Below are 16,650 nucleotides of genomic sequence, written 5' to 3'. Positions count from 1 at the left end.
CTCTTATACTCGGGGCCTGGTCCCGGGGCACTGAGGTCCGCCCCGTCCGCTTCGGCGTTCAGGCGACGGCCGCCGTCCTCACGACCCACGCCCCTGCGAAGAACCTTCCAATAATTCCGCCAATTCGCTCCAGGGGCGCTGGGGCCCTCGAGCTTCCTCGAACCAGCGGGAGACGCGCAGCACGCCCATGTCATCGAAGCGCCGCCCCACGATCTGCAGGCCGATGGGCAGGCCCCCCGATGTGTAACCGCAGTTGATCGAGCTGGCGGGCTGCTCGGTCATGTTGTAGGGCATGGTAAAGCCGATGTGGTCGAAGGGCCGCGCGGGGTCGTTGTTGGGGCTGGGCAACTCGGCCGCGAAGGCCGGCATGGGCGCCACGGGCGAGAGGATGTAGTCATAGGCTTGGCTGGCCCGTACGCCCTGTTCCCGGATGGCCATCAGGCCGCTGAAGCCGCTGTAGACGGTCATCGCGTCATAGGCCGCGGCCGGTTCCACCCAGGCCCGGATATAGGGCAGGATCTTCCGGTAGCGGTCCTGGGGCAAATCCTTCGTCTCGGCCCAGAAGCGCATGCGGAAGAAATGGTCGAAGCCGTCAAACATCTCCGGTGTGACGAAGGGCGTCATCGGCTCCACCACCGCCCCGGCCTGCTCGAACAGGCGGGCCGCCGCGGTCACGGCTTCGGCCACTTCCGGCTCGGTGGGGGAACCGCACCCGGCGTCCAGCATCAGGCCGAAGCGCAGGCCCCGGACATCGCCCGCCAAGTCGCGCCACGGCAGGTCGGCGGGCGGCAGGCTCATGAAGTCGCGCGCGTCGGGGCGGGAGATCACCGTCATCAGCAGCGCGGCGTCGTCCACCGTGCGCGTCATGGGGCCGGCGGAACGGCCCATGTAGGGCGGGTCGATGGGAATGCGGCCGTTGTTGGGCTTGAACCCGAAGACGCCGCACCAGCCCGCCGGCAGCCGCACCGAGCCGCCGATATCCGTGCCGACATGCAGGGGGCCGTAACCCGCCGCCGCCGCGGCGCCCGCCCCGGCGCTGGACCCGCCGGGGTTGCGTGACAGGTCCCAGGGGTTGCGGGTCAGCGGATGAAAGCTGGAAAGGCCGGAGGAAAGCATGCCGTAATCAGGCACGGTGGTCTTGGTGAAGGCGATCGCCCCGGCCTCACGCAGGCGGGCCGTGATGGGCGCGTCCTCCGGTTGGGGGGTAAGCTCCACAGCGGCGGTCCCCATGGGCTTGGGCACCCCGCGCGTGGCGATCAGCTCCTTGAGCGTCACCGGCAGGCCGTCCAGCGGGCCCAGCGCCGCCCCCTTCCGCCACCGCTCCTCCGAAAGCCGCGCGGCCGCCAGCGCGCCGTCGCCGTCCAGGGCGTAGGTCGCGTGCAGCAGCGGCTCCAGCCTGTCCACCCGGTCGAGAACGGCTTCCATTACCTCCACCGGGGAAAGCGCGCCCGCGGCGAAGGCGTCGGACAGGGCGGTCGCGGTCAGGTCGGCGAGGTTGGTCATCAGGCTGTCTCTTTCAGTTGGCCGGAGGGACGGTGGGGACGGGAAGGGGCCTCAACGCCAAGGTGGGGATGACGAAACTCTGGTCGATCACCGCCCCGCCCGGGGGCCGGTGGCGGCTTTCGACTTGAGGATAGGATAAAGACCGGGCATATGTGGAAAAATGCGCATTATCGAGAAACTGTTGGGCGAATTTGCCTATGCCGGACTGGGACGACGTGCACTTATTTCTGGCCGTGGCCCGCAGCGGGCGCCTGGTCGCGGCCGGCAAGGCGGTCGGCGTGGACCATACGACCATCGCCCGCCGGCTCGGCGCGCTGGAGGCGGCGCTGGACGTGCGGCTGTTCGACCGTTCACCGCGCGGTGTGACATTGACGGAGGCGGGGCGCCTGCTGCTGCCCCATGCCGAGCGCATGGAAAGCGAGATGGAGGCGGCGGTGGCGCGTCTGGGGCCCCGGGGGGCGGCACCGTCGGGCGTGGTGCGCATTGCCACCCCGGAGGCCTTCGGCATGGCCATCGTGGCCCCCCATGTCGCGGAGTTCCACCGGCGCTATCCGGACCTGCGGCTGGACCTCGCGCCCGAGCCGCGGCAGGTCAGCCTGGCCAATCATGAGGCCGACATCGCCATCGTGCTCAACCGCCCGCCCAAGGGGCGCGTTTTTGCGCGGCGGCTGGTGGATTTCCGCCTGTGCCTCTATTCGTCGGCGGACTACCTGGCCGAGCACGGCCCCGTCACCAGCCGGGCGGAGCTGCGCCGCCATCCTTTCGTCTGGTACATGGACGAGAAGATCGACGATCCCGAGCTGCTCTACCTCAACGAGGTGATCCCCGATGCCCGGCCGGTGTTCCGGTCCACGTCCATTTCCGCGCAGCAGGGGGCGGTGGCCGCGGGGCTGGGGTTGGGCCTGCTGCACGCCTTCGCGGCCGAGGCCGACGCGCGCCTAGTGCGGGTGCTGCCGGAGGTGGAGGTGAAGCGCAGCTACTGGCTGGTGTTCCACGTCGACCACCAGCACCAGCCACGGGTGCGTGCGGTGGTGGAGTTCCTGGACGAGCTGATCGAACGCTATCGCCCGCAGTTCTGAATCGCCCGCGGTTCTGAATCGCTGGTTCCGGCGGCGCTCGGCCGCCGGAACCAGCGGGACCCTGCGGTGTCAGGCGACGTCGGCCAGGACCTTGCCGATCTGCTCGAAGATGCGGGCGATCTGCGCCGGCGTGACGATCAGCGGCGGTGACAGCGCAATGATGTCGCCCGTCACACGCACCAGGACCCCCTCATCGAAGCAGCGGTGGAACACCTCCATCGCCCGCGCGCCGGGGGCGCCGGGGCGGGGTGCCAGCTCGATGCCGGCCATGAGGCCGAAATTGCGTACGTCGATCACATGGGGCGTCCCCCGCAGGGAATGGGCGGCCGTTTCCCAATGGTCTTCCAGCGCCCGGGCGTGGGCGAACAGCCCGTCACGCTCATAGATCTCCAGCGTGGCCAGCGCCGCGGCCGTGGCCACAGGATGGGCCGAGTAGGTATAGCCGTGGAAAAGCTCGATGCCCGGCTCGGCGCTGTTCACGATGGTGTCGTGCACGTCGCGCGAGACGGCGACCGCGCCCATCGGCACGGTGCCGTTGGTGATGCCCTTGGCCATGTTGAGCAGGTCCGGCGTGACCCCGAACCGTTCGGACGCCGTGGCCGCCCCGACCCGGCCGAAGCCGGTGATGACCTCGTCGAAGATCAGCAGGATGCCGTGGGCGCGCGTGATCTCGCGCAGGCGTTCCAGGTAGCCCGCCGGCGGCACCAGCACGCCGGTGGAACCGGCCACCGGCTCCACGATGACCGCCGCGATGGTGTGTGCCCCGTGCAGGGCGATCAGTGCCTCCAACTCGTCGGCCATCGCGGCGCCGCCGGCCGGCTGGCCGCGGGTGAAGGCGTCCGCCGGACGATACGTGTGGGAAAGATGGTCCACCCCTGGCAGCTGTGTCTGAAACCCCTTGCGGTTGCCGCCGATGCCGCCCACCGCCATGCCGCCGAAATTGGTGCCGTGGTACCCGCGCGCCCGGCCGATGAGCCGGTTGCGGCCGCCTTGGCCCCGGGCCAGGTGATAGGCCAATGCGATCTTGAGCGAGGTGTCGGCGGACTCCGAACCGGAATTGGTGAAGAAGATGCGGTCCAGCCTGGCCGGCATGATGGCCGACAGCCGGCTGGCCAGTTCGAAGGCCTGCGGATGGGCCAGCTGGAACGTGGGGGCGAAGTCGAGCGTGGCGGCCTGCCGGGCGATGGCCTCCACGATCTCCGCCCGGGCGTGGCCGGCGTTGACGCACCACAGGCCCGCCGTGCCGTCCAGGATCTCCGCCCCATCGGGTGTGCGGTAGGTCATGCCGCTGGCGCTGGCCAGCAGGCGCGGGTTCTTCTTGAAAAAGCGGTTGTTGGTGAACGGCATCCAGAAGGAGGACAGGTCGGCCTCGTTGCTCCGCAGCGGCGGGCGGCCGGCGACATCTTCAAGCATTTTCAGGATCCTGGTCATGTGAAGGAAGGGAAGGGGCCGCGCGCAGGCGCGTCAGCAGGGTGGCGGCCTGCTGGCGCGGGTGCAGGGCCGCGGCGGTGAGCATGACGGCGGTATTGAGCACCAGCCCCACCAGCCCGGCGTTCAGGCCGCCCACGTCGATGGCGGCCAGGTAAATCCAGAAGGCGGTGGCGTAGCCCGCCGCCATGCCCACGATCACCGCGCTGGCGCTGACGCGCGGCAGGAACAGCGCGGCGAAGAAGGCGGGCAGCGACTGGGCGATGCCGAAATAGAAGATGTTGTTGAGGGTGACGATGAACTTGCCCGACACCTCGGTGCCGATGATGGACAGCAGGATGTAGAGCGCGGTGACGACCTTGGCCCAGCGCCGCTGGCCGGCCTCGTTCAGGCCGGAGACGATGTTGCGGGTAACCAGGGGGCTGATGGCCAGGCACACGCTGCTGAGCAGCACCAGGCCCGAAAGTGTGATCGTGGCCAGCACCACGCCCACCATCCATTCCGGCAGCAGGGCCTGGGCGGTGGTGATGAACACGAAGTCCGGCTGCGGTGGTCGCAGGCCGTGGAACCGGGCGAAGTAGGCCACGCACATCAGCAGGGGAAAAAGCAGCAGGTACAGTGGCGAAACCACCTGCGCCCTGCGGATGGCGCCGGGGTCGCGGGCGGAGAACAGGAAGGCCCAGGTCTGCGGGATCATGGCGAAGCCCGCCGCCTGCAGCACTATGGTCGACAGGGCGAAGACGAGGCCCCTATGGTCGCTGCCGGCCGGGGCGGACACTGTCAGTGCCGCCGCGCCGCCGGCCTGCCCGCCGTCGATGTGCCCGCCGTCGATGTGCCAGCGCGCGATGGCCACGCCGCTGACCAGCAGGATCGCCGACAGCATCAGCACGTCCTTCAGGATGGCGACGAAGGCGGAGGCGCGCAGCCCGGCGATGACCACGTAGAGGAAGGCCATGCCCCCCGCCAGCGCCAGCAGCACCACTGGCGCCACCGGCAGGCCCAGCGAGGCCAGCACGATCTTCAGCCCCATGAACTGCGTGGTTCCCACCGGCACCAGCAGCAGGATGGCGGAGCCGGCCATCACCAGTTCCAGGGCGCGGCTGTCGAAATGGCTGCGGAAGAAATCGGGGATGGTGGCGGCGCCGTAGAGGACACCGGCCCGCCAGATGACCGGCCCCACGCAATACAGCACCGGGGCCGCCAGCAGGATGTAGCCGAAGAACCAGGTGATGAAGTCGCCGCCCTTGGCATAGACCCCGCCGGGGAAGCCCAGCATGCTGGTCACGCTGTACGTTTCCCCCACCGACAGGAAAAAGAACAGGACGGCGCCGAACTGGCCGGAGGCGGTGAAGAACTCCTTGGCGCCCTGGTGGGTGTGCCCGCGCTTGGAAAACAGCGCCAGCAGCACGGAGGCGGCGATGATCGTGACGAAGGCGGGGATCATGGCGTCCCCTTCCCCTGGGTGCCGGAAAGACGGTTGCAGGCCAGAAGGCACAGGCTGGTCGCCGGCGCGCAGGCGAACAGGCACCAGATCGAACCCCGGATGCCCAGGAACGTGACCGAGGCGAAGGGCGCCCACAGCGTCAACCCGAAGAGCAGGGTGACCGGCAGGCCCAGCGCCAACACCGCCAAACCCGAACGCGGCATATCCCTGCCCAGCCCATCCTCTGTCCGTTTTTCCGCCATGCGGGGCTCCTTCCAGCTTGTGGTTCTGGGGGCGACCTCCACGCGGGCACCCGCGAAGGGAGGCCGGCCCATGCTCGAAGGATGCCGCGCCCGCCCGCCGCCGCCTAGCACCTCCTGCGGGACAGGGTGTCGCGCAAATCGGCCGGCATTGCAGGGGGTTACCGCCGCAGGGCGTGCCCCGGAAAATGCGACAGGGTGACCGCCTTAAAGTGCTTTCGCCGGATTGTGCGTTGCAGCAGCATGAATGCGAACAGGTAGGTACGGCGCATAAACCGCAAGGAAACAGCGGAGCGCCCTGGTTGAGAGAGGGGAAGCCCCCCTGTGACCATTCATGTTTGGGGATGATAAATGAGCAGGCTTGTCCTTGATAAGGGCGCCCATCCGGGGCGCGATGACTTCCGCGGCGGCGTGCCCGGCAAAGGAAGAAGCGGGGGATTGAACCGGGCGGCGCTGCGCACCGGCACGGCGCTGGCGCTGCTGCTGGCCCTGGCGGGCAATGTCGCCCGGGCGGCCGACCAGGCGCCGGCGGCGGAGCAGGCCGCCGACAAGGGGGCCGGGCTGGAGGAAATCGACGTCCAGACCATCCTGGTGACGGCCAACCGCCGCCTGGAGAACGCCCAGCGGGTGGGCACCTCGATCGACGTCGTGACGGGCAGTGACCTCGTCGATCGCAATGTCCAGAACGTTTACGACCTGCAATACCTGACGCCGTCGCTGCAGGTGACGCCCCAGTTCGGCAGCGGCCAGCCCGCCTACCAGATCCGCGGCGTGGGCTTCAACGACTATGCCAGCAACAATGCGCCGGCGGTGGGCATCTATGTCGATGAGGTGGCCTACCCCGTCCCCTTCGCCAGCAACGGTGCCATGTTCGACGTGTCGCGCGTCGAGGTGCTGCGCGGGCCCCAGGGCACGCTCTACGGCCGCAACACCACGGGCGGCGCCATCAACTACATCATGAACAAGCCGACCAAGGAGATGACGGCCGGCGTCGCGGTCCAGTACGGCAGCTTCGACGCTGTCACGTCGGATGCCTTCGTCTCCGGCCCGTTGAACAACAAGCTCGCCTTCCGCGTGGCGGGACAGGTGCAGGAAGGGGGCGCCTGGCAGCATAACCGCGACACCGGCGAGGCGCTGGGCGACGCGGACAGGCAGGCGTTGCGCGCGTTGCTGGATTACGACAGCGGTTCCAACCTGCGTGTGGGCCTGAACTTCCACTGGAGCCGCGATCGCTCCGACGCGGCGGGTACCTATCTCCTCTCCCCGCTGACGGCGCTCAACACCAAATACCCCAGCCAGTATCCGGTCTACCCGGCCGATACCGCACGGGACGCCACGGGATGGGGCACGACGCCGCAGTTCGCTTCGGAAATCGGCATCTCGCCCACCACCAAGCCCTTCTCCCACATCGATACGGTTGGCACCAGCGTGCGGGCGGATTGGGACTTTGAGTTCGCCACCCTGACCGACCTGGCCAGCTTCGACCACGCCACGCGGCAGGAGTACGACAATTTCGACGGCTCGCCCCGCAGCACGGGCGACGTCTATTTCGATACCCGCGCCAACGTGGCCGCCAATGAGCTGCGCCTCACCTCGACCGGGGACCAGGACTGGCACTGGGTGACGGGCCTGTATTACGCCAACCAGGTCCTGCACGACCGCTACGCCACCGGCTATTACGAACTGAACGGCTTTGACCGCAACGTCACCTACGGCCAGACGGTGAACACGGGCAGCGCCTTTGGCCAGGTGACCTACGACCTGACCGACAAGCTCAGTCTGACCGGCGGCCTGCGCCTGGAATATGAGAAGCGCGAACTGCGCGACTTCGGCGCCTATTACGTCGATAACGGCGTCGTCACCAACCCCGGCAACTTCGTGCCCTATCGCGACACCGATTTCCTGGAACCGTCGGGCAAGGCGGAACTCCAGTACCGCTTCACCGACGACGACATGGCCTATGTCTCGTTCAGCCGGGGCATCAAGTCGGGCGGCTTCACCGCCTACAACTCGAACGTCGCCCAGACCTCCACCACGCCCTTCAAGCCGGAAACGATCTTTGCCTATGAGATCGGCAACAAGCTGGCGGTGCCGGAATATCACCTGCGCTTCAATATTTCGGCCTTCTATTATGATTATCGCGACCAGCAGGTGCAGTCGGCGGTGGTCAACCCGCTGACGGGCCTGGTCGGTTCCATCATCAACGCGCCGAAGTCCCACCTGTACGGTGGCGAGGCCGACTTCATCTGGGAGCCGATCAAGAACCTGCGCATCAATGAATCGCTGGCCCTGGCCAAGGGCTCGTTCGACGAGTTCTCCACCATCGGCACCGCGGTGAAGGTGGGCGGGCTCTATGTCGGCGTGCCGACCAACCGGGCCGGCGAGACCGAGTTCGCCCCCAAGTTCACCTCGAACGGGTCGGTTTCCTATCTCTGGAACCTGGGTGACTACGGGCTGACGACGGACATGTCCTATTCAAGCCGCAGCACCTACAACTCCATCTTCGGTTCGCTCTACGACGTGGCCGGCTACACGCTGGTCGATGCCAGTGTGACCCTGGCGCCCAAGGACGACCGCTGGAGCCTGAAGCTTTTCGGGAAGAACATCTTCGACAAGCGTTATGACGTGACCCGCAACTTCTTCGTCGCGGGCAACAACATCGCGCTGGCCGGCGAGCCCGCCACCTGGGGTGTGCGCTTCTCGATCACCTACTGACCGGGGCCGGGGCCGGCGGCGCATCCGGCCCCTTCCTTGGTCTCCGGCAAGCCCGCGTCAGGCGCCCTCCAGCGCGTGGCCGATGGCGGCGGACAGCTTGCGCGCGGCGAAGGACAGGCGCCGGCCGCGGGCACAGCAAAGGTCCACCGTGGTGATCATCGCGTCGCGCTCCTCAAAGGGCAGCGCGATCAGCTGTCCCGTCTCAATCTCGCGCTGGCAGCACATCACGGGTAGCACCAGGGCCGCCACCTTGCGTAAGGCCAGTTCCTTGTGGACCTCGACGGAACTGCTCTCGAAAACCGGTTCCAGCAGCACGTGGGCTTCGCGCGCCATCTGGTTCAGCCGCATGCGCGACCCGTGGCTGGCCCCGGCCAGCACCAGCGGCACGCTGGCCAGCTGGCGCAGCGACACCCGCTCCTCCCCGGCCAGCGGGTGGCCGGGCGCCACGATGATCTTGTGTTCGACATAGCTGCTCAGGCGGATTTCGACCTTGCTGGTTTCGGGCGAGAACATGGTCAGGCCCAGGTCGGCCTTGCCGCTTTCCACCGCATCGAACACGTTGCTGGCGCTCGCCGTCTCGATGTGGAAAAGCAGGCCTGGGTACTGGATGTGCAGATCCGCCACCACGCGCGCCAGGATGCCGGCCGCCGGGGCGCCGGCGGCATAGATGGTCACGTTGCCGCGCTCCAGCCCCCGCAGTTCGTCCGTTGCGGCGCGCGCCTCGCGCACGTTGGCCAGGATGGTGCGTGCATACCCCAGCAGCAGCCGGCCGGACTCGGTCAGCGTGATCCCTTCGGCGTTGCGGTCGAAAAGCTCCGTGCGGAAATGGTATTCCAGCGCCTCGATCTGGCGGCTGATGGCGCTGGCCTTCACCCCGTGCGCACGGGCCAACTGACGGAAAGATTCCGCCTCGCCCAACTCGACAAAAACCTCCAGCGCCTTCAAACGCATGCCGCCGCCCAGCCTTGCCCCACCTGCCTTCACCAGGGCACCCGGGCGTTCAACTAGGAACACACGTGGCCCCTGTTCCCTGTTTTTCCTTGCGGATTCAGGCATCAAGCCTGTCTTCGGCCTGCCTGCCCACAGGTGTTAACCCTGACGATGTCGGCTTCGGCCCGGGGAAGTCAAGCGGCTTCAGGCGGCATGACATCGGCGGCGACAGCCAAATCTAGCCGCGTCCGGCCCCCGGGGCCGATATAGTAATGCGCGGCCAGCGTCTCGCCCAGCTTGGCGGTCAGCTTCCGTACAGCCTCTCGGCGTTACGGCGGTGGCCGACTATTCCCCTATCAGCGCCTGATGCAAGGAACGGTAGGCGTTTACCAACTGGTCCAGGGTGTAGGCTCGGTTCCGGCCACTGGGATTGGGCAATATCCATGTCGCGGCGCCGCCGATGCTGGTTGGCTGGCGGCCCCAGGCGATCCCTTTTTGCCTCGACAACGCGGAATAGGCGGCCTTTCCGAGAAAGGCGACGTGGCGGGGGGCGTGAGCCGCGATTTTTTGTTCGAACCGCGCGGCCGCGTCGGCAAATTCCCACGCGGACACCTCGTCCGCCCGCGCCGTCGGCCGCTCGACCACAGTCGTCAGGCCACAGCGATAACGCAGGATCGTCTGGCCCTCCTCGGGCCGGATTTCCCGCGGCGTGAAGCCGGCCCGGTGCAGCACGCGCCAGAAGCGGTTCCCCCGTCCGGCGAAGTGGTGTCCCGTGGCGGCGGCGGTCAGGCCGGGATTGATGCCGCAGAAGACAACGTCCAGGTGGTTGGCGAGAATGTCCGGCAGCGCCTGGAGCCCGCTCATCCGCATAAGGCGCGGACCGCCTTGCGCGCCAACTCTTCCAATGCGGCCCGGGTGGCGCCGGAGCGGGCGCGGATGGCGATGGTATGCATCACCCCCGTCGCGATCACGGCAAGCGCTGCGGGATCCGCATCGTCCCGCAACTCACCGTTCCTCTGCGCGGCGCGGAAACGCGCCTCGAAATCGGCGTCGAAGGCCAGGAATCCCGTCATCAGGCCCTCTCGGATCTCGGCGTCCTCCACGGCCTCCGTCACCGCGGTGCTGACCACGAAGCAACCGCGCGCCCGGTCTTCCCCGGAAAAATAGATGGCCAGCGCCCCCTCATAGGCCCGCATCAGCGAGTCCGCCAAGGGGCGGTTTTCGGCCAAGTCGGCGTGCATGGCACCGAGCGCGACCTGCCAGTAATGCGCGAGCGCCTTGAGGTAGAGCGAGCGCTTGTCGCCGAACGCCGCGTAGAGGCTGGGCCGGTTCATGCCGGTCGCGGCGGAGAGGTCGTCCAGCGACGTGCCGGAATAGCCGCTTTTCCAGAACGCATCCATCGCCCGCAGGAGGGCCGCCTGCGGATCATAGGCACGGGGCCGGCCGCGACGCTTGGGTTCGTCGTCATTCGATATTTGTACCATCTCGCATAAAATCCTTTGACGGGGGGCTTCATTCTCAATATATATACTGATCAGTACAAAACACAAGGGCGGCGCCGGCCTCGCGATGGGCACCGCCTTCAAATTCCGCTTCTTGGAAACCCACCCCTCCCAACCATGGAGTAAAGGCCATGAACACCCGGACTTTGCCTACGTCGATCAAGGCCACCATCGCCGCCGCCCTGGTGGGCGCCGCGACCCTCGCCGCTCCGTCCGCTTGGGCGACACCGGTCACGGACAGCGATGCCGCCGCCATCCGGCACGTCTGCCAGCAGACCCTGGGCCTGACGGTCAACGATACCGACTACGCCGCCTGCGTCAGCACCCTGAACCGGGCTCTGGCCACCGCCCAGCCGGCGGAGCGCCACAGCCCGCCAGGCGCCGTCTCGGCCTGCGCCGAGGTGGGGTTGGCCCCTGGTAGCAGCGGTTACAGCCGCTGCGAGGCCAACCTGGACGGCGCCCTGACCCAGGCTCGCCTGGCGCCGAATTGACCCGTGCCTCGGCCCGCGCCCCGGAAAGCCGGGGTGCGGCTGCCGGCACCCTTCGAACCAGAGGTCATGTGATGGACGCGCAAATCGAAAGACCGCTTGATCTCCGCTCGCCCGGCGGCTCAACCGTAAGTCCCCAGAAAACGCTGAAGGAAAAGCTGCGTCTTCCTCTGCTGCTGGCGTTCCCGGTGGTGATGGCCATCCTGGGCGCGGCCCGCCACGTCGCCGACGAACCCTATGTTTCCACCGATGACGCCTTCGTCCGCATGGCGAAGGAATCGGTCAACGCCCGGGTGGGTGGGCAGGCAGTAGAGATCGCCGTCACGGACAACCAACATGTCACCAAGGGCCAGGTGCTGTTCCGTATCGATCCCCAGCCCTACCGCATCGCCATCGACCAGGCGGAGGCGCGGCTGGACGGCGCGCGTCTCCAGATCACGGCCCTCAAGGCCACCTACCGTCAGCAATTGGTTGAACTTCAATCCGCCAGGGATTCCGCCGACTTCGACGAACGGGAGTACGCCCGCAAGAAGGCGTTGATGGCCGCCGACTTCGCCTCGCGCGCCGCCTATGAGCGGGCCGAGACGGATCTCAAGGTCGCGCGCCAGCGTATCGCGTCGATTGGGCAGCAGATCGCCAACACCGTGGCCGCGCTGAATGGCGATCCGGATGCGGCGGTCGACCGCCATCCCTCGGTGCGCGCGGCCCGGGCGGACCTTGACCGCGCCCGGCTCGACCTTTCCTACGCGACCGTGACGGCGCCGGATGATGGCATCGTGACCAAGGTCGACGAGCTACAGGTCGGCGATTTCGTCACACCCGGTGCGCCCGTGTTCTCGCTGCTGTCCAGCCGGCAGGTCTGGATCGAAGCCAATTTCCGGGAAACCGACCTCACGCACATGAGGCCGGGCCAAGCGGCCACCATCCGCATCGACGCCTTCCCTGACGGTGCCCTCAAGGCGCATGTCGTCAGCATGAGTCCCGGCACGGGGTCGGACTTCGCGGTCCTGCCGCCAGAGAATGCGACCGGGAACTGGGTCAAGGTTGTCCAACGCCTGCCGGTGCGCATCGAACTCGACGGGGCGGCGCCGGATTGGCCGGCCTACTCCGGCATCAGCGTCACCGCGCGGATCGACACCGGACACCGCCGCCGCTGGCTTCCTGCCTTCTGGCCCGCCCTGGCGATGGGGGCGGCAAGATGACCCCGACGCCCCCCTCCGGCGGCCAGCGTGTGCTCATGGTCGCGGCCCTCTTGGCGATCTACATGCAGGGCGTCAACATCTCGATCCCCAACGCCGCCCTGCCGCACATGCAGGGGACCCTGTCGATGGCGGATGACGAGATCGGCTGGATATTCACCGCCTACGTGACCGCTAGCCTGGTCACCTTACCGCTGACACGATGGCTGGCCGGCCGCTTCGGACGCAAGGCGGTCCTGCTGGGGTCGCTTGTCCTCTTCAGCCTTGGCCTTGTGCTTGACGCGCGGGCCGGCACCAGCGGCCAGCTCATCCTGGCCCGCATCCTTCAGGGGGCGGCCAGCGGACCGCTGGGGGCGCGGGCGCTGGCGATCCTGCTCGACTTGGCGCCGCCGGCGCGCCATGCCCGCATTGGATTGGCCAGCACGGCATGCGGGCTGTTCGGCATCAGCAGCGGGCCACCCATCGGCGGCTGGCTCAGCGAGTATCACGGCTGGCCGTCGATCTTCCATGCCAGCCTGCCGCTGGCGGGCTTCGTGTTCCTGGCGATGGCGCTGTGGCTGCCGGGGAAAAGGGCGCCGCAAAGCCCGCCCTTCGACTTCTTCGGCCTGGCGACCTTTTCGCTGGGCATCGTCGGCCTGCAACTGCTGCTGGATCGGGGGGAGCGTCTTGAGTGGTTCGCCTCGCCTGAGATTTGGGCGGAGGCTGCGGCCGCCATGCTGGGGTTCTCTCTTTTCATCGTCCACATCCTGACGGCCGGGGCGCATTTTCTGGACAAAGCGCTGTTCCGGGACCGTAATTTCGTCCTGTCGACCCTCATCGCCTTCGCCGCCGGTTTCGTCCTGCTGCCGACCCTGGCGCTGACCTCGCCCATGCTGGAGGACCTGTTCGCCTACCCGGTCGACACCACCGGCTATATGGCCGTGCCGCGTGGCGTGGCGCTGGTGGGGGTGCTGATCCTGGCAGGCTGGGTGCCGGCGCGCATCGACAGCCGCGCCCTGGTGGTCGCCGGCACCGCGCTGGTCGTGTACGCCAACTGGCGCATGCTGGGCTATTCCCCGGCCATGGACTGGCGGCCGGTGGTCCTGGCGGGCGCGCTGCAGGGGGCGGGCCTCGGCCTGCTGTTGCCGGCCTTGGGCCGGGTGGCGTTCAGCACGCTGGACCGGACGGCCCATCCGGAAGGGGCGGTCCTGTTCAACCTGTCCCGCCTGTACGGCAGCACCATCGGCATCGCCGTGGTCCAGATCTTCTTCTACGGCAACACCCAGGCCATGCATCTGGCGTTGGCCCGGAATCTCACCCCCTATCGCGCCGCCGCCCATAGCGTGGCGTCGGCCTCCGGGCCGGCCTTGGCCCTGATCAACGAGGTGGTCACCGGCCAGGCCGCCACCGTCGCCATCATCGGCCAGTTCAAGATCCTGATGCTCGTGATGCTGGCGGCGGCCCCGCTCGCCCTGTTCCTGCGCGCGCCGCGCCCAAGCGACCGATAGTCGAGGAGATCGTGAAATGATGACGTCTCATGTGTCCGTTCCGCGTCGATGGCTTCTTGGGCGGGAGATTGCGGCGGCCCTCTCGCTGGTCCTGCTACCCGCCTGCACCGTCGGTCCAGACTTCACGCCACCGGCCGATCCGCCCTCGGCGCACTATGACCTGGCAGCGGAGGATGGTTTGGCCCAGGCCGGCGCTGCCCAGCGTGTGACGGCAGGCGGCAGGATGGCCGGCGACTGGTGGTCTGCGTTCCGTTCACCGGCGCTCAGCCTGGCGATGCGGCGAGCAATCGGCGGCAACTTCGATCTCAGGATCGCCGACGCGCGCATCGACCAGGCGTCGGAGGCCGTCCAGGCCGCGGGTGGCGCCCTCTTTCCTCAGGTGGACGCTGGTGGCCAGATCGGCCGAGGACGGTCGGGGGCGCCAACGCCGGCGACCTCCAGCTTCTATGCGCTTGGTCCCAATGTGAGCTTCGACCTTGACCTGTTCGGCGGGACCAAGCGGCTGGTCGAGCGGCAGGGGGCACTGGCCGATGCGGAGCGGCATCGTTTTGACGCCGCCTATCTGACCCTGACCGGTGAGGTCGCGACCCAGGCCGTGCTGCTGGCATCCGCGCGGGCGCAGATTGACGCCGTCCGGACGATATTGGCCGATGATGAGCGCACTCTCGCCCTCCTGCGCGTGGCCCATGGCCAGGGTGGCGTTGGCCAAGCCGATGTCGCGTTGGCGGAGACCCAGTTGGCGCAGGACCAGACCCTGCTGCCGCCCCTGGCGCAGCGGCGCGAGGCGGCGCGGCATGCACTGGCCATTCTGGCTGGACAGGGGCCGGCCGACCAGGTGGTACCGGATTTTGACCTGGCCGACTTCACCCTGCCGCCGGAACTGCCGCTGAGCCTGCCGTCGGAGATGGCGCATGACCGGCCCGACATCCTGGAGGCCGAAGCCGAATTGCATGCCGCCAGCGCGGCGGTCGGCGTGGCCACCGCCGACCTCTACCCCCACCTGACCCTGTCCGGATCCCTCATCCAGGCGGGGGCCGACCCGGCGTCCCTGTTCCAGGCCGGCGGTTCGCTCTGGAGTGTGGCCGCGGGCCTGACCGGCCCGGTCTTCCATGGCGGCACGCTCGAGGCCAATCGACAGGGGGCGATCGACGGCTACAGGGCGGCGCGCGCCGCCTACCAGCGGACGGTGGTCCGGTCGCTGGGCCAGGTGGCCGACGTGCTGCAGGCCATCAGCCACGACGCGGATGCCTACGCGGCGCAGGAGCGGGCCCTGGCCGCCGCCGCGAGCAGCCTGCGCCTGAATCGCGACGGCTATCGCGTGGGCGAGACGGGTGTCCTGCAGGTGCTGGATGCCGAACGGGCCTATCAGCGGGCGTTGCTGGGCCAGATCCAGGCCAAGACGGCCCGCTATCTGGACACGGTGCAGTTTTTCATCGCGCTGGGCGGCAACGCGTCCGGCGCTTCCGCACGCATCACCATCGCCCGGAAAGGGATATGACCATGACGACCAATGACATGTTCGCGCGCACCACGCTGCCCTCCGCCCATGGGGCGGGCGCCATCCCCGCCGTGGGCTTTGGCACCTTGATCCCCGATCCCGCCGCCACCCGGCGGGCGACCAGGGCGGCCCTGGAAGTGGGATTCCGGCATTTCGATTGCGCGGAACGTTATCGCAACGAAGCGGCGGTGGGCGAGGCCATGCGGGACGCCGTCGATGCGGGCATGGTGCGCCGGGAAGATATCTTCCTGACGACCAAGCTGTGGAACACCAACCACCGTCCGGAACGGGTCCGTCCCGCCTTCGAGGCGAGCTGCCGGCGGCTGGGCGTGGATAGCGTCGATTGCTACATCATCCACACCCCCTTCGCCTTCCAGCCGGGTGAGGACCAGGACCCGCGGGATGGGCAGGGGCGGGTGCTCTACGACACCGACGTGACGTTGGCCGATACCTGGCGGGCGATGGAGCGCCTGGTGGAGGAGGGGCGCTGCCGTGCCATCGGCCTGTCGGACATAACGCTGGATAGGCTGCGGGAGATCGTGGCCATCGCCCGGATCAAGCCCGCCATGGTCCAGGTGGAATCCCACCCCTATCTCCAGGAATGGGATCTGCTCGCCTTCTGCCAGGAGCACGGCATCGTCCTGCAGGCTTTCGCGCCCCTGGGACACGCCATGCAGCCCCGGGTGCTGGAGGACGCCGTGTTGGTGGGTGTCGCGCGGCGTCTGGGGCGGACGCCGGCGCAGGTGGCGCTGGCGTGGGCGGTGCAGCGAGGCACGGCGCTGCTGACCACGTCCACCAACCCCGATCATATCCGGGAGAACTTCGAAATCTCCGCCCTGCCTGAAGAGGCGATGCGGGAAATCCGGCAGGGCATCGCCATGAATGTTCGTTTCAACGCGGTGGTGGAAACCGGCGTGCCCGGCTTCATTCCCCGTGCGGGATGAGGTGGCGGCACGCCATGTCCGTGGCCTTCAGCCTGTCCGCCCTTTTTCATCCAGGTTCCGTCAAACCGCCAGCCGGTGTCGGCGGCGGGGGCCGAAAGGGGAGGGGGCGGACTTTTCCTGCCGGACAGGCATTGCCTACCGTGACGCGAGCGGCGACCTTTCTCCCTGTTTGTTCGTTCGGAACGGTCATACGG

At 67.9% G+C, this 16,650-nt stretch carries 14 protein-coding genes; 7 read left to right on the top strand and 7 right to left on the bottom strand.

The annotated features are described in order from the left end of the window. Window positions 1–78: 78 nt before the first annotated feature. Complete coding sequence (locus tag FBZ89_RS20745) at window positions 79–1,503, bottom strand: amidase (protein ID WP_145751785.1); 1,425 nt, start codon at window positions 1,501–1,503, stop codon at window positions 79–81. 197 nt (window positions 1,504–1,700) lie between these two features. Here FBZ89_RS20745 and FBZ89_RS20740 point away from each other — a divergent pair, with 197 nt between their 5' ends. Continuing rightward, window positions 1,701–2,582: a LysR family transcriptional regulator gene (locus FBZ89_RS20740; RefSeq protein ID WP_145751784.1), complete on the top strand. Its 882-nt coding sequence runs from the start codon at window positions 1,701–1,703 to the stop codon at window positions 2,580–2,582. Between the two features lie 69 nt (window positions 2,583–2,651). On the opposite strand, the gene aptA is transcribed toward FBZ89_RS20740, so the two are convergent. Genes aptA through FBZ89_RS20725 form a run of 3 tightly spaced genes read right to left on the bottom strand, consistent with a single transcriptional unit; the run spans window position 2,652 to window position 5,696 of the window. After that, complete coding sequence (gene aptA / locus FBZ89_RS20735; protein WP_211115295.1) at window positions 2,652–3,995, bottom strand: omega-aminotransferase AptA; 1,344 nt, start codon at window positions 3,993–3,995, stop codon at window positions 2,652–2,654. Beyond that, window positions 3,988–5,454: a sodium:solute symporter family protein gene (locus FBZ89_RS20730; protein WP_145751783.1), complete on the bottom strand. Its 1,467-nt coding sequence runs from the start codon at window positions 5,452–5,454 to the stop codon at window positions 3,988–3,990. Before FBZ89_RS20730 ends, aptA begins: the two co-directional genes overlap by 8 nt. After that, window positions 5,451–5,696, bottom strand: coding sequence for a hypothetical protein (locus FBZ89_RS20725; RefSeq protein ID WP_145751782.1), 246 nt, complete (start codon window positions 5,694–5,696; stop codon window positions 5,451–5,453). Before FBZ89_RS20725 ends, FBZ89_RS20730 begins: the two co-directional genes overlap by 4 nt. Before the next feature lie 348 nt (window positions 5,697–6,044). Between FBZ89_RS20725 and FBZ89_RS20720 the strand changes: the two genes are divergently transcribed. After that, window positions 6,045–8,408, top strand: a complete 2,364-nt coding sequence (locus FBZ89_RS20720) for a TonB-dependent receptor (RefSeq protein WP_145751781.1) — start codon at window positions 6,045–6,047, stop codon at window positions 8,406–8,408. 57 nt (window positions 8,409–8,465) lie between these two features. On the opposite strand, the gene FBZ89_RS20715 is transcribed toward FBZ89_RS20720, so the two are convergent. The 3 genes from FBZ89_RS20715 to FBZ89_RS20705 form a co-directional block, all read right to left on the bottom strand. Next, window positions 8,466–9,359 (bottom strand): LysR family transcriptional regulator, encoded by an 894-nt coding sequence (locus FBZ89_RS20715; protein ID WP_186457479.1) that lies wholly within the window; start codon window positions 9,357–9,359, stop codon window positions 8,466–8,468. Window positions 9,360–9,683: 324 nt separating this feature from the next. Continuing rightward, window positions 9,684–10,208 (bottom strand): G/U mismatch-specific DNA glycosylase, encoded by a 525-nt coding sequence (gene mug, locus FBZ89_RS20710; RefSeq protein ID WP_211115294.1) that lies wholly within the window; start codon window positions 10,206–10,208, stop codon window positions 9,684–9,686. Then, window positions 10,199–10,915, bottom strand: coding sequence for a TetR/AcrR family transcriptional regulator (locus tag FBZ89_RS20705; RefSeq protein ID WP_246172418.1), 717 nt, complete (start codon window positions 10,913–10,915; stop codon window positions 10,199–10,201). The genes mug and FBZ89_RS20705 overlap by 10 nt, the downstream gene beginning before the upstream one ends. A 56-nt stretch (window positions 10,916–10,971) precedes the next feature. Here FBZ89_RS20705 and FBZ89_RS20700 point away from each other — a divergent pair, with 56 nt between their 5' ends. From FBZ89_RS20700 to FBZ89_RS20680, 5 genes are all read left to right on the top strand, one after another. Then, a complete protein-coding gene (locus FBZ89_RS20700; protein WP_145751779.1) occupies window positions 10,972–11,331 on the top strand; it encodes a hypothetical protein in 360 nt (119 codons plus the stop codon). Window positions 11,332–11,402: 71 nt separating this feature from the next. Beyond that, the gene (locus tag FBZ89_RS20695; protein WP_145751778.1) at window positions 11,403–12,530 is read left to right on the top strand and encodes an HlyD family secretion protein; all 1,128 of its coding nucleotides are present in this window, start codon (window positions 11,403–11,405) and stop codon (window positions 12,528–12,530) included. Then, entirely contained in the window at window positions 12,527–14,014 is a 1,488-nt protein-coding gene (locus FBZ89_RS20690; RefSeq protein WP_145751777.1) for an MFS transporter, read from the top strand. The genes FBZ89_RS20695 and FBZ89_RS20690 overlap by 4 nt, the downstream gene beginning before the upstream one ends. A 16-nt stretch (window positions 14,015–14,030) precedes the next feature. Next, entirely contained in the window at window positions 14,031–15,512 is a 1,482-nt protein-coding gene (locus FBZ89_RS20685; RefSeq protein WP_211115292.1) for an efflux transporter outer membrane subunit, read from the top strand. Between the two features lie 2 nt (window positions 15,513–15,514). Then, window positions 15,515–16,456 carry an aldo/keto reductase gene (locus FBZ89_RS20680; RefSeq protein ID WP_145751776.1) on the top strand — a complete coding sequence of 314 codons (942 nt, stop codon included), beginning with the start codon at window positions 15,515–15,517 and terminating at the stop codon, window positions 16,454–16,456. The last annotated feature ends 194 nt before the right edge of the window (window positions 16,457–16,650 follow it).

The organism is Nitrospirillum amazonense, assembly GCF_007828045.1.
Taxonomy (GTDB): Bacteria; Pseudomonadota; Alphaproteobacteria; order Azospirillales; family Azospirillaceae; genus Nitrospirillum; species Nitrospirillum amazonense_C.
This window is presented reverse-complemented; position numbering and strand designations above follow the sequence as displayed.

Coding starts and splice junctions, on each gene's coding strand:
- FBZ89_RS20745 (WP_145751785.1), bottom strand. CDS start 1,503: ATGACCAACCTCGCCGACCTGACCGCGACCGCCCTGTCCGACGCCTTC.
- FBZ89_RS20740 (WP_145751784.1), top strand. CDS start 1,701: ATGCCGGACTGGGACGACGTGCACTTATTTCTGGCCGTGGCCCGCAGC.
- aptA (WP_211115295.1), bottom strand. CDS start 3,995: ATGCTTGAAGATGTCGCCGGCCGCCCGCCGCTGCGGAGCAACGAGGCC.
- FBZ89_RS20730 (WP_145751783.1), bottom strand. CDS start 5,454: ATGATCCCCGCCTTCGTCACGATCATCGCCGCCTCCGTGCTGCTGGCG.
- FBZ89_RS20725 (WP_145751782.1), bottom strand. CDS start 5,696: ATGGCGGAAAAACGGACAGAGGATGGGCTGGGCAGGGATATGCCGCGT.
- FBZ89_RS20720 (WP_145751781.1), top strand. CDS start 6,045: ATGAGCAGGCTTGTCCTTGATAAGGGCGCCCATCCGGGGCGCGATGAC.
- FBZ89_RS20715 (WP_186457479.1), bottom strand. CDS start 9,359: ATGCGTTTGAAGGCGCTGGAGGTTTTTGTCGAGTTGGGCGAGGCGGAA.
- mug (WP_211115294.1), bottom strand. CDS start 10,208: ATGCGGATGAGCGGGCTCCAGGCGCTGCCGGACATTCTCGCCAACCAC.
- FBZ89_RS20700 (WP_145751779.1), top strand. CDS start 10,972: ATGAACACCCGGACTTTGCCTACGTCGATCAAGGCCACCATCGCCGCC.
- FBZ89_RS20695 (WP_145751778.1), top strand. CDS start 11,403: ATGGACGCGCAAATCGAAAGACCGCTTGATCTCCGCTCGCCCGGCGGC.
- FBZ89_RS20690 (WP_145751777.1), top strand. CDS start 12,527: ATGACCCCGACGCCCCCCTCCGGCGGCCAGCGTGTGCTCATGGTCGCG.
- FBZ89_RS20685 (WP_211115292.1), top strand. CDS start 14,031: ATGATGACGTCTCATGTGTCCGTTCCGCGTCGATGGCTTCTTGGGCGG.
- FBZ89_RS20680 (WP_145751776.1), top strand. CDS start 15,515: ATGACGACCAATGACATGTTCGCGCGCACCACGCTGCCCTCCGCCCAT.